Source organism: Klebsiella sp. Q2 (assembly GCF_009900705.1).
GTDB classification, from domain to species: domain Bacteria; phylum Pseudomonadota; class Gammaproteobacteria; order Enterobacterales; family Enterobacteriaceae; genus Klebsiella; species Klebsiella quasipneumoniae.
Window position 1 is genome coordinate 1,309,909 of sequence record NZ_JAAABE010000001.1, and the last position, 16,886, is coordinate 1,326,794.

At 55.7% G+C, this 16,886-nt stretch carries 15 protein-coding genes and 1 pseudogene; 8 read left to right on the plus strand and 8 right to left on the minus strand.

Features of this window, described 5'->3' with window-relative positions; genetic code table 11:
- Nucleotides 1-15: 15 nt before the first annotated feature.
- The gene (mscK, locus tag GT756_RS06385; RefSeq protein WP_160124617.1) at nucleotides 16-3,363 is read right to left on the minus strand and encodes a mechanosensitive channel MscK; all 3,348 of its coding nucleotides are present in this window, start codon (nucleotides 3,361-3,363) and stop codon (nucleotides 16-18) included.
- 128 nt (nucleotides 3,364-3,491) lie between these two features.
- Nucleotides 3,492-4,142, minus strand: a complete 651-nt coding sequence (gene acrR, locus GT756_RS06390; RefSeq protein ID WP_004204746.1) for a multidrug efflux transporter transcriptional repressor AcrR — start codon at nucleotides 4,140-4,142, stop codon at nucleotides 3,492-3,494.
- A 142-nt stretch (nucleotides 4,143-4,284) separates the two neighbouring features.
- Between acrR and acrA the strand changes: the two genes are divergently transcribed.
- The 5 genes from acrA (at nucleotide 4,285) to maa (ending at nucleotide 10,474) form a co-directional block, all read left to right on the plus strand.
- On the plus strand, nucleotides 4,285-5,478 hold the full coding sequence (acrA, locus tag GT756_RS06395; RefSeq protein ID WP_004204747.1) for a multidrug efflux RND transporter periplasmic adaptor subunit AcrA: 1,194 nt from the start codon (nucleotides 4,285-4,287) through the stop codon (nucleotides 5,476-5,478).
- A gap of 22 nt (nucleotides 5,479-5,500) precedes the next feature.
- Entirely contained in the window at nucleotides 5,501-8,647 is a 3,147-nt protein-coding gene (gene acrB, locus GT756_RS06400; RefSeq protein ID WP_004204748.1) for a multidrug efflux RND transporter permease subunit AcrB, read from the plus strand.
- Between the two features lie 483 nt (nucleotides 8,648-9,130).
- Nucleotides 9,131-9,505 carry an Hha toxicity modulator TomB gene (gene tomB / locus GT756_RS06405; protein ID WP_002892066.1) on the plus strand — a complete coding sequence of 125 codons (375 nt, stop codon included), beginning with the start codon at nucleotides 9,131-9,133 and terminating at the stop codon, nucleotides 9,503-9,505.
- Nucleotides 9,506-9,531: 26 nt separating this feature from the next.
- Entirely contained in the window at nucleotides 9,532-9,750 is a 219-nt protein-coding gene (locus GT756_RS06410) for an HHA domain-containing protein (protein ID WP_002892050.1), read from the plus strand.
- A 157-nt stretch (nucleotides 9,751-9,907) separates the two neighbouring features.
- Entirely contained in the window at nucleotides 9,908-10,474 is a 567-nt protein-coding gene (maa, locus tag GT756_RS06415; RefSeq protein WP_160124618.1) for a maltose O-acetyltransferase, read from the plus strand.
- Here the strand turns inward: maa and GT756_RS25790 are convergent.
- Nucleotides 10,446-10,568: a hypothetical protein gene (locus GT756_RS25790; RefSeq protein ID WP_032426076.1), complete on the minus strand. Its 123-nt coding sequence runs from the start codon at nucleotides 10,566-10,568 to the stop codon at nucleotides 10,446-10,448. The two genes, maa and GT756_RS25790, sit on opposite strands and share 29 nt — an antisense overlap.
- A 42-nt stretch (nucleotides 10,569-10,610) precedes the next feature.
- On the opposite strand from GT756_RS25790, the gene GT756_RS06420 reads away from it, so the two are divergent.
- On the plus strand, nucleotides 10,611-11,081 hold the full coding sequence (locus GT756_RS06420; RefSeq protein WP_004204751.1) for a YlaC family protein: 471 nt from the start codon (nucleotides 10,611-10,613) through the stop codon (nucleotides 11,079-11,081).
- Here GT756_RS06420 and GT756_RS06425 read toward each other — a convergent pair.
- Nucleotides 11,050-12,507 carry a PLP-dependent aminotransferase family protein gene (locus GT756_RS06425; RefSeq protein ID WP_004204752.1) on the minus strand — a complete coding sequence of 486 codons (1,458 nt, stop codon included), beginning with the start codon at nucleotides 12,505-12,507 and terminating at the stop codon, nucleotides 11,050-11,052. The genes GT756_RS06420 and GT756_RS06425 overlap by 32 nt on opposite strands.
- A 100-nt stretch (nucleotides 12,508-12,607) precedes the next feature.
- Between GT756_RS06425 and GT756_RS06430 the strand changes: the two are divergent.
- A pseudogene (locus GT756_RS06430) lies at nucleotides 12,608-13,306 on the plus strand (GNAT family N-acetyltransferase).
- Here GT756_RS06430 and ykgO read toward each other — a convergent pair.
- From ykgO to GT756_RS06445, 3 genes are all read right to left on the minus strand, one after another.
- The gene (gene ykgO / locus GT756_RS06435; RefSeq protein WP_002892018.1) at nucleotides 13,303-13,443 is read right to left on the minus strand and encodes a type B 50S ribosomal protein L36; all 141 of its coding nucleotides are present in this window, start codon (nucleotides 13,441-13,443) and stop codon (nucleotides 13,303-13,305) included. The pseudogene GT756_RS06430 and the gene ykgO sit on opposite strands and share 4 nt — an antisense overlap.
- Entirely contained in the window at nucleotides 13,443-13,706 is a 264-nt protein-coding gene (locus tag GT756_RS06440; RefSeq protein ID WP_004204754.1) for a type B 50S ribosomal protein L31, read from the minus strand. Before GT756_RS06440 ends, ykgO begins: the two co-directional genes overlap by 1 nt.
- Before the next feature lie 116 nt (nucleotides 13,707-13,822).
- Nucleotides 13,823-14,893 (minus strand): LacI family DNA-binding transcriptional regulator, encoded by a 1,071-nt coding sequence (locus tag GT756_RS06445; RefSeq protein ID WP_004204755.1) that lies wholly within the window; start codon nucleotides 14,891-14,893, stop codon nucleotides 13,823-13,825.
- 270 nt (nucleotides 14,894-15,163) lie between these two features.
- Between GT756_RS06445 and GT756_RS06450 the strand changes: the two genes are divergently transcribed.
- Nucleotides 15,164-16,435, plus strand: a complete 1,272-nt coding sequence (locus GT756_RS06450; protein ID WP_004204756.1) for a maltoporin — start codon at nucleotides 15,164-15,166, stop codon at nucleotides 16,433-16,435.
- A gap of 136 nt (nucleotides 16,436-16,571) precedes the next feature.
- On the opposite strand, the gene GT756_RS06455 is transcribed toward GT756_RS06450, so the two are convergent.
- A complete protein-coding gene (locus tag GT756_RS06455) occupies nucleotides 16,572-16,886 on the minus strand; it encodes a glucose PTS transporter subunit EIIB (RefSeq protein WP_004204757.1) in 315 nt (104 codons plus the stop codon).

Sequence of the window (16,886 nt, forward strand, 5' to 3'; positions counted from 1 at the left end):
GCCGCCCCTCTTCAGTTAAGACGCGACGGAGGGAGCTAAATCGTCGCCCTTTCCATCCCGCTTCACTTCCGTGACTTCATCACCTTTTTCATTTCGCAGATGGACTTCCAGCTGGTTAAAGGCAATGTTGATGTCATTCTCCCGGCACAGACGGTCGATGGCGCGGTTGAGCTCATCAACCGTATAGCTGCGATCGCGCAGTTCACGGACATACAGACGTAGTTCATGATCCAGCGTACTGGGGCCGAAGGTGGTGAAGAAGACCGCCGGCGCTGGCTCCTGCATCACTTTCGGATGATCGTGCGCCACCTTCAGCAGCACCTCCTTCACCTTATCCAGGTCGGAACCATAGGCGACGCCGAGGCGGATCACCACGCGGGTCACGGTGTCGGAGAGCGACCAGTTGATCAAGCGCTCGGTAACGAACGCCTTGTTCGGGATGATCACCTCTTTGCGATCGAAGTCGGTAATGGTGGTGGCGCGAATACGGATTTTGCTTACCGTACCGGAGAAGGTGCCGATAGTCACCGTATCCCCAATGCGCACCGGACGTTCGAACAGAATAATCAGGCCGGAGACAAAGTTACCGAAGATCTCCTGCAGACCAAAACCTAAACCAACCGACAGCGCGGCCGCCAGCCATTGCAGTTTGTCCCAGGAGACGCCCAGCGATCCGAATACCGTCATCGCCCCAATGGCGATAATCGCATAGTTAAGAATGGTGGTGATGGCGTAGGAAGTGCCCTGGCGCATATTGAGCCGCGACAGGACCAGCACTTCCAGCAGCCCCGGCAGGTTGCGGATTAGCGCCCAGGCAACCATCGACGCCACAATGGCAAACAGCAGGCTGCCCATCGTCACGCTGCGCACCACGCTGGCCCCCGCCTCGGTGCCGTTGTAATGCCAGAGGGTGATGCTGTCGAGATAGGCGAAAACGGTGATCAAATCCGACCAAATCGCCCAGAACATGACCGCGAACAGCGCGATCATCACCAGCATGGTGATGCGCAACGTCTGCTGGTTAACCTGCTCGAGGGCGATAGTCGGCTCCTCCTGCGGCTCGGCGCCTTCCGCGCCCTCCTTCACCAGATGCTGACGGCGCGCCAGCGCCCGGCGCCAGGCGATACGCCGCGCCGCCACGCTCAGGCCACGCAGCACGGTCTGGTACAGCAGGTTCCAGATCATTACCAGATAAACCGTCTCGATCCAGCGTCCCGCCAGGCGCAGCGTGGTGTAGAAGTAGCCGGTCGCCGTCAGCACCATCAGGGCCACCGGAACGATAGACAGCACCGTGATCGTCAGCAGGCGCAGGCTGTGCGACTCTTTATCGCGCCAGCTTTCCCGGCACATCGGCCAGACCAGCACCGCGATCAGCAGTAAGTTGAAGAAAATCACCAACTGCCCCAGCACATCGTCCATCAGGTTCAGCGGCGACAGCTCGGAAATCACCGACCAGAAATTCAGCGGCAGCAGCGCCAAGCTGACGCGGACAATCTGCCGCCGCCAGTGGCTGGTCAACTGCGCCGGCATATTAAAGTGGCTGACCGCCACGCCGTTCTTTTCCAGCACTTTCCAGCACAGGCCAAACACCAGCCAGAACATCGCCAGTTTTTTACTGTACGCCCACAGCAGTCCGCTGATATTTAACTGCATGGTGAGTAAGATCAGGCCAATCGCCAGAATCACCAGCACCACCGGTAAGGCGCGGATCAGGTCGATAAAGATCGCCTTCGGCGTATGCAGTTGGGTATCATTGCGTAGTTGGCCTACCTGAGAAGCCAGCTTCGCCTGATAATCCTTGAGCCACTGCAAACGCCAGCGGATCAGGCCGGCAATTAGCAGCAGCGGTAATCCGGCGAGGAAAGCGATAAATACCGACGGCCACGCTTTTTCCCAGTTCACGGTGATTTTCATCGCCTTAAACTGACCTTTCAGCGCTTCCGGGAAGGCCTTAATCCACTCCCAGTCCATCGGTTTATTGCTGTTCACCCAGAAAATTTGCTGGGTCAGGATTTCTTTCAGGCTGCTGGAGACGCTCATCAGCTGCTGCTGGTTGATCTGCAGGTTGATGGCCATCATCAGCTGGTTCCCCAGCTGTTTATTGAACTGGTCAAGCAGCTCGCGACGCATGTCGATCACTTCCAGCAGCGCGGCGTGCACTTCATCGGTTACTTCAGCGCTGTGCCCCTCTTCCAGCTTAGCGACATAGGCATCGCTCTGGAACAGGGCGTCGCGCTGCTGGTTAACTTCAAACTGTTCAAGCCGCAGGTCGGCAATGCGATTAGTCATATCCTGCAGCTCATCCGCCGACGGCAGCGTCTGCTGCTGCTGATAAAGAATGCGCGACAGCAGCAGGCTGCCCTTGAGCACGGAAATTTGCTCTTTAATATCCCGCTCAGACTGCAGAGCGCGGTCGAGCCAGTTCTTTACCTGGATATTGCGCTGCACCAGCTGGTTGCCATTCTCCGTCGCCTGGATCAGCTTCTCGCTCAACTGGTGGTTAACATCCAGCTCCTGCTTGACCAGCGGGTTGGCCTGAATACGCGTGGTTTCATCCGGCGTGACCGCCTCCTGGGCGGTTTTCTCAGTCAGCGTCAGCCGCTTGCTGTTCACCGCCTCCTGCAGCAGCTGCAGCTGATGCTCCAGCCGGTTGCTCCAGGCGGTTACATAGTCACGCTGCTTCTGCAGGGTATCCTGCAGGATAGTGTTGCCTTCGAGGCTCTTACGCTGCTGCTCGATCTGCGCGTTGAGCAACGCCTGCTGGGCCTGCAGCAACACCTGCTGGGTCGGACGCAGAGTCTCATCGCCCACCGAGGTGCCATTCAGACGATTACGGATCTGCTGCAGCTGCTGGGAGGCGTTGTACATCGCATTTTGCACCCGTTCCGGCTGCGTTTGCAGGGAAACCAGCTGGCTGTTGTAGGTTGCCAGATCGTTTTGCGCATTCTGCAGATCGTCCAGCGTTTGGGTGACGCGTGATTCCAGCTGACGCAGGGAGAGCGTGCTCAGCGTCTTGCGCGTCGCGTCGTCGTTCGGGACATCGCTCAGGTTGTTAAGGTTATCCACCGCCTGGCGCAGCTTCGCCGGGGCTTGCTCGACCTGCTGGCGGAGCTGCGTCGTCTCGCTCTTGATGCGATCGATTTTATCCAGCGTTTCCAGGGTCTGGGTCAAATCCTGCTGGACCAGTTTATCCTGCGGAGTCAGTTCCTTTTGCTTGTTTAATGTGTTGAGCTGACTCTGCACCTCCGCCCGGTCAGGGAGGTCTGCGGCGCGGCCCTGAACTGGACTGAAAAGGCCAATAAAACAGAGCAGCATAATGGTAAAGATGAACGTGGCGCGTTGCCTGGAGATCGTGTGCAGCATAGTTAATATGAATGAATGCAAATGCCGGAGAATACCGGGGGTCGTCGCAAGCGCGCAGAATAGCACTTCTCATCGCTGGCGAATAGCGGCGGACCGCGCTAAAAATTCACGCTCATCCGCACGCTTCGTTAAGCTGGCAGGCTCTCCGGGCCGCGAAGCGTGGGGCAGAATTGATACATCTCCAGCAGGATGGCGACGTAGTCACGCGCTTCCGCATGCAGGTCGAACGAGTCGGGAGCAAACAGCCAATTCTCCATCAGGCCTGAAAGGTAGCTGCGCATTAAAATCGCCGCTCGCCGGGTGAGTAAATTGGCAGGCAACAGCTTCGCCGCGATACACTCTTTTAAGGTTTGCTCGATACGCTCGTAGCTCGCCAGGGAGAGCTGCCGCTGGGCCTGCTGCACTACGGTCATTTCTCCGACGAATTCGCACTTATGGAAGATAATCTCCATCATCAACCGACGACGCTCTTCTGTCACTGTCGCTTCAAGAACATAGACTAATATCTCCCTGATAACTGAGAGTGGATCGTTGGGGAATTTTGCCCGATACTCAATTTCGAGATCGCTAATACTGGCGTCTGACAGCTCCCAAATTTCGTTGAATAAATCTGATTTATTCTTGAAATGCCAGTAGATAGCCCCCCTCGTTACACCCGCAGCTTTTGCAATTGTTGCCAACGAGGTAGATGATACGCCTTGCTGCGAAAACAGACGCAGAGCAACATCCAGAATCAGTTGCCGGGTTTCACGTGCCTGTTGTTTGGTTTTTCGTGCCATAGGTTAATGACTTTACAGAGGTTACGTTTACATACATTTGTGAATGTATGTACCATAGCACGACCATAATAGAAAGACTGTAGTGGGTTTGTGGTTGTTTGAGCCACTGAACATTTTGAAATTGGACACTCGAGGTTTACATATGAACAAAAACAGAGGGTTAACGCCTCTGGCGGTCGTTCTGATGCTCTCAGGCAGCTTAGCGCTAACAGGATGTGACGATAAACCGGCTCAACAAGGAGCCCAGCACATGCCGGAAGTCGGTATTGTGACGCTCAAATCCGCACCTCTACAAATAACCACCGAACTGCCAGGCCGCACCAGCGCCTATCGCATTGCGGAAGTTCGTCCTCAGGTCAGTGGCATTATTTTAAAACGTAACTTCGTGGAAGGTAGCGATATCCAGGCCGGCGTTTCCCTGTATCAGATCGATCCAGCCACCTATCAGGCCAGCTATGACAGCGCCAAAGGCGACCTGGCAAAAGCCCAGGCGGCGGCAAACATGGATCAACTGACGGTCAAGCGTTATCAGAAACTGTTAGGCACTAAATATATCAGTCAACAAGACTACGATACCGCCGTCGCGACGGCGCAGCAGAGCAATGCGGCCGTGGTCGCGGCGAAAGCAGCCGTTGAAACCGCGCGCATCAATCTGGCCTACACCAAAGTCACCTCGCCGATTAGCGGTCGCATTGGTAAATCCGCAGTGACCGAAGGGGCGCTGGTGCAAAATGGTCAAACAACCGCCCTGGCAACCGTTCAGCAGTTGGATCCGATCTATGTCGACGTCACCCAGTCGAGCAATGATTTCCTGCGCCTGAAACAGGAGCTGGCCGATGGCCGTCTGAAACAGGAAAACGGGAAAGCGAAAGTGGAGCTGGTGACTAACGACGGTCTTAAGTATCCGCAGGCCGGCACGCTGGAATTCTCGGATGTCACCGTCGATCAGACCACCGGCTCTATCACGCTGCGCGCTATTTTCCCTAACCCGGATCACACCCTGCTACCGGGGATGTTTGTCCGTGCCCGTCTGGAAGAAGGGGTTAACCCTGACGCCCTGCTGGTGCCGCAACAGGGTGTCACCCGTACGCCGCGCGGCGATGCCAGCGTCATGGTAGTGGGTGAAGGCGATAAGGTCGAAGTCCGCCAGGTCACTGCTTCTCAAGCGATTGGCGATAAATGGCTGGTCACTGACGGTCTGAAATCCGGCGATCGCGTTATCGTCACCGGCCTGCAAAAAATCAAACCAGGCGTGCAGGTAAAAGCGCAGGAAGTAGCTTCTGATGATAAACAGCAAGCCGCAGGCAACGCGCCATCAGAACAAACCAAGTCTTAACTTAAACAGGAGCCGTTAAGACATGCCTAATTTCTTTATCGATCGCCCCATATTTGCATGGGTGATCGCCATCATCATCATGCTGGCTGGGGGATTATCGATCCTCAAATTGCCGGTGGCGCAATATCCGACGATTGCGCCGCCAGCAATTTCCATTACCGCCATGTACCCCGGTGCTGACGCCGAAACCGTGCAAAACACCGTGACTCAGGTTATCGAACAGAATATGAACGGTATCGATCACCTGATGTACATGTCCTCGAATGGCGACTCCACCGGTACGGCGACCATCACCCTGACCTTCGAATCCGGTACCGATCCGGACATCGCCCAGGTTCAGGTTCAGAACAAGCTGGCCCTGGCCACCCCTCTGCTGCCGCAAGAAGTACAGCAGCAAGGGATCAGCGTTGAGAAAGCGTCCAGCAGCTTCCTGATGGTTGTCGGCGTTATTAACACCAACGGCACCATGAACCAGGACGATATTTCGGACTACGTGGCGGCCAACATGAAGGACCCGATCAGCCGTACCAGCGGCGTCGGCGACGTTCAGCTTTTCGGTTCCCAGTACGCGATGCGTATCTGGATGGATCCGAATAAACTGAATAACTTCCAGCTCACGCCGGTGGACGTGATCAGCGCTCTGAAAGCGCAGAACGCCCAGGTAGCCGCTGGTCAGTTAGGCGGTACGCCGCCGGTGAAAGGCCAGCAGCTCAACGCGTCCATCGTCGCACAGACGCGTCTGACCAATACGGAAGAGTTTGGCAACATCCTGCTGAAGGTGAACCAGGATGGTTCCCAGGTTCGTCTGCGTGATGTCGCCAAAATTGAGCTTGGTGGCGAAAGCTATGACGTGGTGGCGAAGTATAACGGCCAGCCAGCGTCCGGTCTGGGTATTAAACTGGCTACCGGCGCGAACGCGCTGGATACCGCCAACGCGATCCGCGCTGAACTGGCGAAGATGGAGCCGTTTTTCCCGTCGGGGATGAAAATTGTTTACCCGTATGACACCACCCCGTTCGTGAAAATCTCTATTCACGAAGTGGTTAAAACGCTGGTGGAAGCGATCATCCTGGTCTTCCTGGTGATGTATCTGTTCCTGCAGAACTTCCGCGCTACGCTGATCCCGACCATCGCGGTGCCGGTGGTCCTGTTAGGGACCTTCGCGGTGCTGGCGGCGTTTGGCTTCTCGATAAACACCCTGACGATGTTCGGGATGGTGCTCGCCATCGGCCTGCTGGTGGATGACGCCATCGTGGTGGTCGAGAACGTCGAGCGCGTCATGGCCGAAGAAGGCCTGCCGCCGAAAGAAGCGACGCGTAAATCGATGGGGCAGATTCAGGGCGCGCTGGTAGGTATCGCCATGGTGCTGTCGGCGGTATTTATCCCGATGGCATTCTTCGGCGGTTCAACCGGCGCCATTTATCGCCAGTTCTCCATCACCATCGTTTCCGCAATGGCGCTATCGGTACTGGTCGCGCTGATCCTGACGCCGGCGCTGTGCGCCACGATGCTGAAGCCTATCCAGAAAGGCAGCCACGGCGCGACCACCGGTTTCTTCGGCTGGTTTAACCGCATGTTCGATAAGAGCACGCACCATTACACCGACAGCGTAGGCAACATTCTGCGCAGCACCGGTCGCTATCTGGTGCTGTATCTGATCATCGTGGTGGGCATGGCGTGGCTGTTCGTTCGTCTGCCGAGCTCGTTCCTGCCGGACGAAGACCAGGGGGTATTCCTGAGTATGGCCCAGCTGCCTGCCGGCGCCACCCAGGAGCGCACGCAGAAAGTGCTGGATGAGATGACGAATTACTATCTCACCAAAGAGAAGGACAACGTGGAATCCGTGTTTGCGGTTAACGGCTTCGGCTTCGCCGGCCGCGGCCAGAACACCGGTATCGCGTTCGTCTCGCTGAAAGACTGGAGCCAACGTCCGGGCGAAGAAAACAAAGTTGAAGCGATCACCGGTCGGGCGATGGGCTACTTCTCGCAGATTAAAGACGCGATGGTCTTCGCCTTTAACCTGCCGGCTATCGTTGAACTGGGTACCGCGACCGGCTTTGACTTCCAGCTGATTGATCAGGGCGGCCTGGGACACGAAAAACTGACCCAGGCACGTAATCAGCTGTTTGGCATGGTGGCGCAGCATCCTGACGTGCTGACCGGCGTGCGTCCTAACGGTCTGGAAGATACACCGCAGTTCAAAGTCGATATCGATCAGGAAAAAGCCCAGGCGCTGGGCGTCTCCATCAGCGACATTAACACCACGCTAGGCGCTGCCTGGGGCGGAAGCTATGTCAACGACTTTATCGACCGCGGCCGCGTGAAGAAAGTGTACATCATGTCCGAAGCGAAATACCGTATGCTGCCTGAGGACATCGGCAAGTGGTATGTTCGCGGCAGCGATGGCCAGATGGTGCCGTTCTCCGCCTTCTCCACCTCGCGTTGGGAATACGGTTCGCCGCGTCTGGAACGCTACAACGGTCTGCCATCGATGGAAATTCTTGGCCAGGCAGCGCCAGGCAAGAGTACCGGTGAGGCGATGAGCCTGATGGAAGAGCTGGCGGGTAAACTGCCGTCGGGTATCGGCTACGACTGGACCGGGATGTCTTATCAGGAGCGGCTGTCCGGTAACCAGGCCCCTGCCCTGTATGCCATCTCGCTGATTGTCGTCTTCCTGTGTCTGGCAGCGCTGTATGAGAGCTGGTCGATTCCGTTCTCGGTCATGCTGGTCGTACCGTTAGGTGTGGTCGGCGCGCTGTTAGCCGCCACCCTCCGCGGTTTAACCAATGACGTTTACTTCCAGGTTGGCCTGTTGACCACCATCGGCCTGTCGGCGAAAAACGCGATACTGATCGTTGAATTCGCCAAAGACCTGATGGAGAAAGAGGGCAAAGGGCTGATTGAGGCGACGCTTGAAGCGGTGCGTATGCGTCTGCGTCCGATCCTGATGACCTCCCTGGCGTTTATCCTTGGGGTTATGCCGCTGGTTATCAGCTCCGGTGCTGGCTCCGGTGCGCAGAACGCCGTCGGTACAGGCGTAATGGGCGGGATGGTGACCGCGACGATCCTGGCTATCTTCTTCGTGCCGGTGTTCTTTGTGGTGGTTCGTCGCCGCTTTAGTAAGAAAACGGAAGATATTGAGCACAGCCATCAGGTTGAGCATCATTAATCTGCACTACTGAACAAAGGGCCGCCACCGCGGCCCTTTTTTTGTTCATTACCGACAGGGCACATATTGCCATTGTTTATTTTTCGCGCTGCATTTAATATCTATTGATGTGTTGCAGACTATATCTATCGCGCTGTTTAGCCCTTAGGATCTTCTTACGCTCATTTACCAGGAATAATCCTAATATCATCATTCACGGCCGGCGGTTTCTGAACGCGACGACTGCTGTCTTAAACCAATGATTGATAAGACATCTCTATTTTTCAGGCTGCACGCCCGGGCCGCAGAAATTAATTCGTCTATTTTTAAGATAATTTCTCTCTGATAATTGTAATTTTTCGTAATAGCACGATGAAATCTCCTGGAGAGTGGATTATAGTTAAATCAGCAGGATTACTCAGTTAGTGTCAGGTCAGTTAGTCGTGTTCATCCCACAACGGTGTTTGTTAGTCGTCGTTTAAACCACTCAAAAGGGGATGCGTTATGGACGAATACTCGCCAAAAAGACATGATATCGCACAACTACGCTTTCTCTGCGAAACGCTGTATCATGACTGCCTTGCAAACCTGGAAGAGAGCAACCATGGCTGGGTCAACGACCCGACATCGGCTGTCAATCTCCAGTTAAATGAACTGATCGAGCACATTGCCACATTCGCCCTTAATTATAAAATTAAGTACGCTGAGGATAATAAGCTGATCGCTCAGGTTGACGAATATCTGGACGACACATTTACGTTGTTCAGTAACTACGGCATTAACTCTACGGATTTGCAAAAGTGGAAAAAATCCGGTAATCGGTTATTTCGTTGTTTTGTCAACGCCAGCCGGGAAAATCCGGCCAGTCTTTCGTGTTAGGATTATTACAATCAAAAGGTGGAATTATGTCTGATAAGCCATTAACTAAAACAGACTATTTGATGCGCTTACGTCGTTGCCAGACAATTGACACGCTGGAGCGCGTCATTGAAAAAAACAAATATGAACTTTCTGATAATGAGCTGGCGGTATTTTACTCAGCCGCCGATCATCGTCTGGCTGAACTGACTATGAATAAGCTGTACGATAAAATCCCGACGTCCGTCTGGAAATTTATCCGCTAATTAGTGCGCCCGACGCGGTCTGCTGACCGGATGGTAATCGCCAGCCTCAGCAGGACATCTTTTGATAGTCATCACAGCATTCAGCCAACAGCAAACTTGTAACCGGTTTCTTTTTTATACTGTTGCGACCCTCTAACGTCAGGTATAAGGAAGACCAATGAGTGAAGAAAAACGCAAAATGATCGCCGGTGAGCTCTATTTATCTGGCGACCCAACGCTTCGCGCCGATCGCCTGCGCGCCAGACAGCTGCTGCACTGTTATAATCATTCCGCCCCGAATGCGCAGGAAGAGCGTCAGCATATTCTGGCCGAGCTGTTCGGTCGCGCTGGCGATGCGTATATCGAGCCAAGCTTTCGCTGCGACTACGGCTACAATATCTTTCTCGGCGCCGGTTTTTACGCCAATTTCGACTGTGTGATGCTGGACGTCTGCCCTATCCATATTGGCGATAACTGCATGCTGGCTCCGGGCGTCCATATCTATACCGCCACCCATCCGCTGGATGCTGAGGCCCGAAACAGCGGCCAGGAATATGGCAAACCGGTGACCATTGGACACAATGTATGGATTGGTGGTCGGGCGGTGATCAATCCCGGGGTGACCATTGGCGATAATGCGGTCATCGCCTCCGGAGCGGTGGTCACTAAAGACGTTCCCGCCAGTACCGTTGTCGGCGGCAACCCGGCGCAGATCATCAAGCGCCTTCCGCCGCCGAATGCGTAACTGTTATGCTTTTCTGTAACTGATCTGTTACTTTCTCCGCAGAATACTGCAACATAAAATAACCTTCAGGCTGAGCCTGCCGCACCTGATCCATCGGGCGCACGGGGCGGGCTTATTGCAGAATTCGGGGACCAAGATGACAGAAATACAACGCCTGCTGACTCACACCATTGACGAACTTAACGTGCAGGAAAAACGCGATAATCGCCCGCGTTTTAGCATCAGTTTCATCCGCAACCATCCGGGCCTGTTTGTTGCCATGTATGCTGCGTTTCTGGCGACGCTGGTGGTCATGCTGCGCTCTGAAACGCTGGTGGATTCGGTCTGGTTGTTGGTGGTGCTGTTCATCCTGTTCAACGCTTTTTTCTTCTTTGACGTCTATCCACGCTATCGTTACGAAGATATCGATGTCCTCGACTTTCGCGTGTGTTACAACGGCGAATGGTACAACACCCGCTTTGTCCCCCGACAGCTGATCGACCGTATCCTGCAGTCGCCGGACGTCGATAGCGAGCAGAAGGCACAGCTTAAAAAAATGGTCGACACCAAAGGCGAGCTCTCCTTTTACGATGTCTTTACGCTGACCCGCGCCGGTACTGCGCAATAAGACGATTCAGCGTCCGCAGCGCCAGCGGATAGCGGGAAGCCGAAGTATTGCCATACCCCAGCACCAGCCCGCTCCGCCCCCGCCGCGGGTCGAGATAGAAATGACTTAGCGCAGCGGGCGCCAGCTGAAACTGACGCGCCTGCTGCGCAATCGTTCGATCGTCGATCCCCTCTATGGCCAACGTCAGATGGAGTCCCCCTTCCCCACCGAGGACTTCGCACGGCACGGTAATCTCTTGCGCCAGCGCCTCGCGCAGCTGTTGCTGACGTTTGCGGTACAGACGACGCATCGCTGCCAGATGACGCGCATAGTGTCCCTTCTCGATAAAGCTGGCCAGCGCACGCTGTTCAGCGCGGTGCCCGCCGCGCAGCAGCGCGCCAATGGCCTCCTGAGCGGCATCCGCCAGCGCGGACGGCATGACCATAAAACCGATACGCAGCGCCGGAAACAGGGTTTTGCTGAAGGTGCCGAGATAGACCACCGGGGCATCCGGGACCATCCCCAGCATCGCCGGGATCGGCTCTCCGCTGTGGCGAAACTCGCTGTCGTAGTCATCCTCCACAATCCACGCGCCGTGCCGATGGGCATACTCCACCAGCGCCAGACGTCGCGCGGCGCTCATGACGCTCCCAAGGGGATACTGATGAGAGGGAGAGGTGAAAATCAGCCGGGGTGGCTCTGCCACGCCGTTGTCGATACACATCCCTTCACCATCGACGGCCATCCCACAGACCCGCAGCCCCGCTCGCTGGAAACCACTCCTGGCACCCAGGTACCCCGGCTCTTCCAGCCACACGCTGTCGCCCGGGTTGGTCAACAGCGAGGCGCATAAGTTGACCCCTTCCAGCGCCCCCTCGGTGATGACGATCTGCCGGATATCGCACCGGATGCCCCGGGAGAGCGCCAGATGGCGGGCGATAGCCTCCCGCAGTTGGGGATCGCCCGCGGCCTCACCGTAGCCCAGCAGCGTGCTGCCTTCGTCGCGCAATGCCTTATCGATTAACCGCCGCCACAGCGGCAGCGGGAAATAGTTCACCGCCGGCATGCCAGGCGTAAACGGCAGCGCCGGCGAGTCACGGCGCATAGCGGCTGGCAGCCCCTGCAGCCGCTCAGACAGCACAACGGGTGGCGCGATTACCTCCTGCCGACGGCTAGCGGCGAGCGGCACCACCTGCGTCCCCTGACGGCTTCGCGTCAGGTATCCCTCCAGCGTCAGCTGCTCCAGTGCGGCATTCACCGTATTACGCGACAGATGCAGTCGACCGGCAATCACGCGCGATCCTGGCAAACGGCAGCTGGCCGCCAGGGTTCCCTGCAGGATGGCATGGCGCAAAGTGTGGTAAAGGGCACGCTGCAGGGTTTCGTCCGTTCGCTGCCGCATCCCCTGCGTCACCAACCCATAAAACGCATCGTCCGGTATATTCATGTCGCCTCCTCGTGGATCCATAAAAACATACTCTAATGGCACTTTTTATGGAACCAGCCAGCGCGTACGCTGCCTGTACATCCCCAATAAGGAAACCGCAATGTGTGAATACAATCAGTTTGGACAGGCGCTCGGCGCCGCGCTGCCCGACTGGCAACCCCGCCCCTGGCCGACCCGGCAGGTACTTCAGGGCAGCCGCTGTCGGCTCGAACCACTCACCCTCGCCCACGCCAGCGATCTGTTTGCTGCCCATCAGCTGGCGCCCGACGCCCGCAGCTGGACGTAGCTGCTGCGCGAACCGGAAACCAGCCTGGCTGAATTTAGCGCCTGGGTGGCGCAGGTTGCGACGCTGGCCGATCCGATCCATTTCGCCGTCGTTGACCAGCAGCGTGGAACGGCGGTCGGCTCGCTGGCGTTAATGCGCATCGATGCCACCCATGGCGTGGTCGAGGTGGGGCATGTCCATTTCTCTCCGCTGCTAAGCCGAACGGCTATGGCCACCGAAGCGCACTGGCTGTTGATGCAGTATGTGTTCGAGACGCTCGGCTACCGTCGCTATGAATGGAAATGCAATAGCCTCAATACGCCGTCAGGCCGTGCGGCAAGGCGACTGGGATTTCAGTACGAAGGACGTTTTCGTCAGGCGCTGGTGAGCAAAGGACACAACCGGGACACGGACTGGTTTTCAGTGATTGATGGCGAATGGCCGCAGCTGGATAGCGCCATGCGCCAATGGCTGGCCGCCGACAATTTTACCGCCGACGGCCAGCAGCGCCGTCCCCTGGAAAGCTTCCGTTAACGACGTTTTTTGCGCCCCTGCACTGCTTTGAAGCGGGGGTTGCTCTTGCAGATCACGTACAGCCGCCCTTTGCGTTTGACCAGCTGGCAATCCGGGTGGCGCTGTTTGGCGCTGCGTAATGAGTTAACGACCTGCATCATGCCTTCCTTTTTGCATCAATGAAGCCGCCAAAGCGCTGGCGGAAACGGGCCGCGCTACCCTCGCTGGCGAACGTTTTTTGTTTGCCGGTGTAGTACGGATGCGATTTCGAGGAGACGTCGATCGTCACATACGGATACGTCTCACCGTCGAGCTCAATCACGCGTTCGGTGCGGATGGTTGAGCCAACTTTAAAATATTCATTGGCGCTGGTGTCGTGAAACACCACCGTGCGATAGGGAGGATGGATATGGGCTTTCATGATGACCTCATCATTATGTTATAACATAACAATTAAGATACGCCGTTCCACGACAAAGATCAACCATGGTCATATCAGGGGTAATAACAAAGAGGCGAGTTTCCTCGCCTTTGGCTTCAGGGCGCCAGACGGTGGGCGATAGCGCGAAGTTGCTCCGCGATGGCCTGAAGATCTTTCCCCTGCTCGACTCTGGCGCCGCTGGAATGGCGAATCACCAGGCGCGCCGGCAGGATGGATGAGGTATGCGCCGCGCCGCTGGTACTGGCGAGGATCCGCCGCACCGCCTCTTTCCCCTGCAGGTCGAGGTCCAGCGAGACCGTACTCAATGCCGGATAGAAAAAGGAGCTTTCGTAGGTATCGTCATAGCCAATCACCGACTTCTCTCCCGGCACCGCCACCTGATGCTGATGGAAGGCGCTGAGCACCCCCAGCGCCATCTGGTCATTGCCCACCAGCACGGCGCTGAAATTAGGCGTTTCCCGCAGCATCTGCAGCGCGCCGGCGTAGCCGCTCTGCGCATCCCAGTTGCCGCGCAGGACGGTCACCGGCTTCAGACCGTAGCCATCCAGGGTCTCGAGCCAGCTTTTCAGCCGCAGTTTCGCCGATACGGAGCTGTCCGGGCCTGCCAGCAACGCAATCTCCCGATGCCCCATCTCATAGAGATATTTGACGCTGGCCCGGGTGCCGTCCGCCGGGTTAAACGAAACGTTAAACACGGAACTGTAGGGATCAACGTCGAGAAACAGGCAGACGATATCATCATTGTCAGCGGCGATTTTCTGCGCCTGTTCGGTCTCCAGCGGCACGTTGATAATGACCTTATCCACCCGCTGAGACTTCAGCTCATTGATGGAATCCTGGATGCTTTGGTTGACGCTCTCATCAATCATTGAAATCAGGACCTGGTAACCTTCCAGATTAGCATAGCGTTTTACCGCCGCCGCCACCTGGGAGGGGGCATGCCAGGCCAGCGAAATCGTCACCAGTCCGACCGTCTGGCTCTCCTTCCCCACCAGCTGCTGCGCCAGCCGGTTTGGCACATAGCGCAGAGCCTCTATCGATTTCTCCACCTTGCGGCGCGTCGCTTCGGATACATTGGCAGATTTGTTGAGTACCCTGGACACGGTCTGGTAAGAGACGCCCGCATGACGAGCGACGTCTTCCAGAGTAGCGCTTTTAGACTTCATGGTCCGGTTCCTTATGTTGTTATCCCATGATTGTAACAGGGGCCATTTGAAAAAACGCTCACCGCTACCTCTCATCGCAAAATTACACCACAAAAAGTATTACGTTCACAACCAGGTTAATTGTGAAACACTTCACTCATCACAACAAAAACCAGCGTTATTATTTGCACTTAGTCACACAATAATCATATCTCATTTGCCTGAATTTACATTTAGGCATTTTATGACATCAGTTATGTGAACGTAATACAAAACAATAAGAGGATAGAGATGAATACGACACTGCGCGTCCTTTCCACAGCATTAGCCGCTGCGCTAATCGCCCCTTCCGCCTTTGCGGCTACCGCTGCGATCCCGACCGTTGATTTTCATGGCTATTTGCGTGCCGGGGTTGGGGTCTCCGGCGACGGTAGCGAAGCGGAATGGCAAAAGAACAAGCTGGGCCGGTTGGGGAACGAATCGGATACCTATGGCGAGCTGGAGCTAGGCTCCGAGGTCTACAAAAAAGATGATGTCAGTTTCTATCTCGACAGCATGGTCAGCATGGTCTCCGATGGCTCTAACGATAATGAAACCACGCTGAACGATGACGCGCAGTTCGGCTTACGTCAGCTGAACCTGCAGATCAAAGGGCTGATCCCGGGCGATCCGAATGCGGTGATCTGGGGCGGCAAACGTTACTACCAGCGTCACGACCTGCACATCATCGATACTAAATACTGGAACATTTCCGGCTCCGGGGCCGGGGTGGAAAACTACACCCTTGGCCCGGGCGCCGTCTCGCTGGCGTGGATCCGCGGCGATGCCAACGACGTTGACTATCGCGTCGATGGCGACAGCAACGTCAATATCAACTATATCGATTTACGCTACGCGGGATGGAAGCCGTGGTCCGGGTCGTGGACCGAATTCGGCATCGACTACGCCATGCCGAACACCACTAAAAAACAGGACAGCTACGGCGGACTGTACGATGCCGAAAATGGCGTGATGCTGACCGGTGAAATCAGTCAGGATATGCTGGGCGGCTATAACAAAACCGTGCTGCAGTATGCCAACAAAGGTCTGGCGCAGAACATGGTCTCCCAGGGCGGCGGCTGGTACGATATGTGGAACTACGTGAACGACGCCACCGGCTATCGCGTGATTAACACCGGTCTGATCCCCATTACCGAGAAGTTCTCCATCAACCACGTTCTGACCTGGGGCTCGGCGGATGACATTACCGACTATACCGATAAAACGCGGATGCTGTCGCTGGTCGCCCGCGGGCAGTATCAGTTCACCGACTACGTGCGCCTGATTGGCGAAGTCGGCGGTTTCTATCAGAAAGACAGCTATAACAATGGCACCAGCTACAAACAGGCCGGTGAGAAATATACCATTGCGCTGGGCCTGGCGGACGGGCCGGACTTTATGTCACGCCCGGAATTACGTATTTTCGCGTCGTATCTGAATGATTCCGAAGATGGTAAACCGTTTGAAGACCAGACGGCGAATAATACCTGGAATTTCGGCGTGCAGGTTGAGGCCTGGTGGTAATATCGCGCTGGTAAGACAAATACGTTATTTATATCTCCAACTGTAAGGTCATTAATTTCCCTCCGGTAATCATTATTGCCACTGCTGTCTTTGTCTTATTTTCGGGATAACCTGTTTTCAGGTTATCCCGTTTTATTTATTTCCGCGCAGCAAAATGGTCATCCAGCAATTGACGTAGCGCATCGGACTGCTTACCGAAAATAGCATGAACCTGCTGGCCAAGAATAATGACACCCAGCGCGCCCTGCTGCTGTAATGCGTCCGAGTCCACGGCTGCCAGATGACGAACCGTTACCCGTAGACGGGTAATACAGGCGTCCACTTGGGTAATATTCGCTTCACCGCCGAAGGCCTGAACCAACGCCTCGATTTGCTGTTTTTCCGCTTCGCTTAACGGCTGTGCCGGACGTGCAGGAGAGAAATAGTGCAGGAAAGATTTTAAACTCACCAT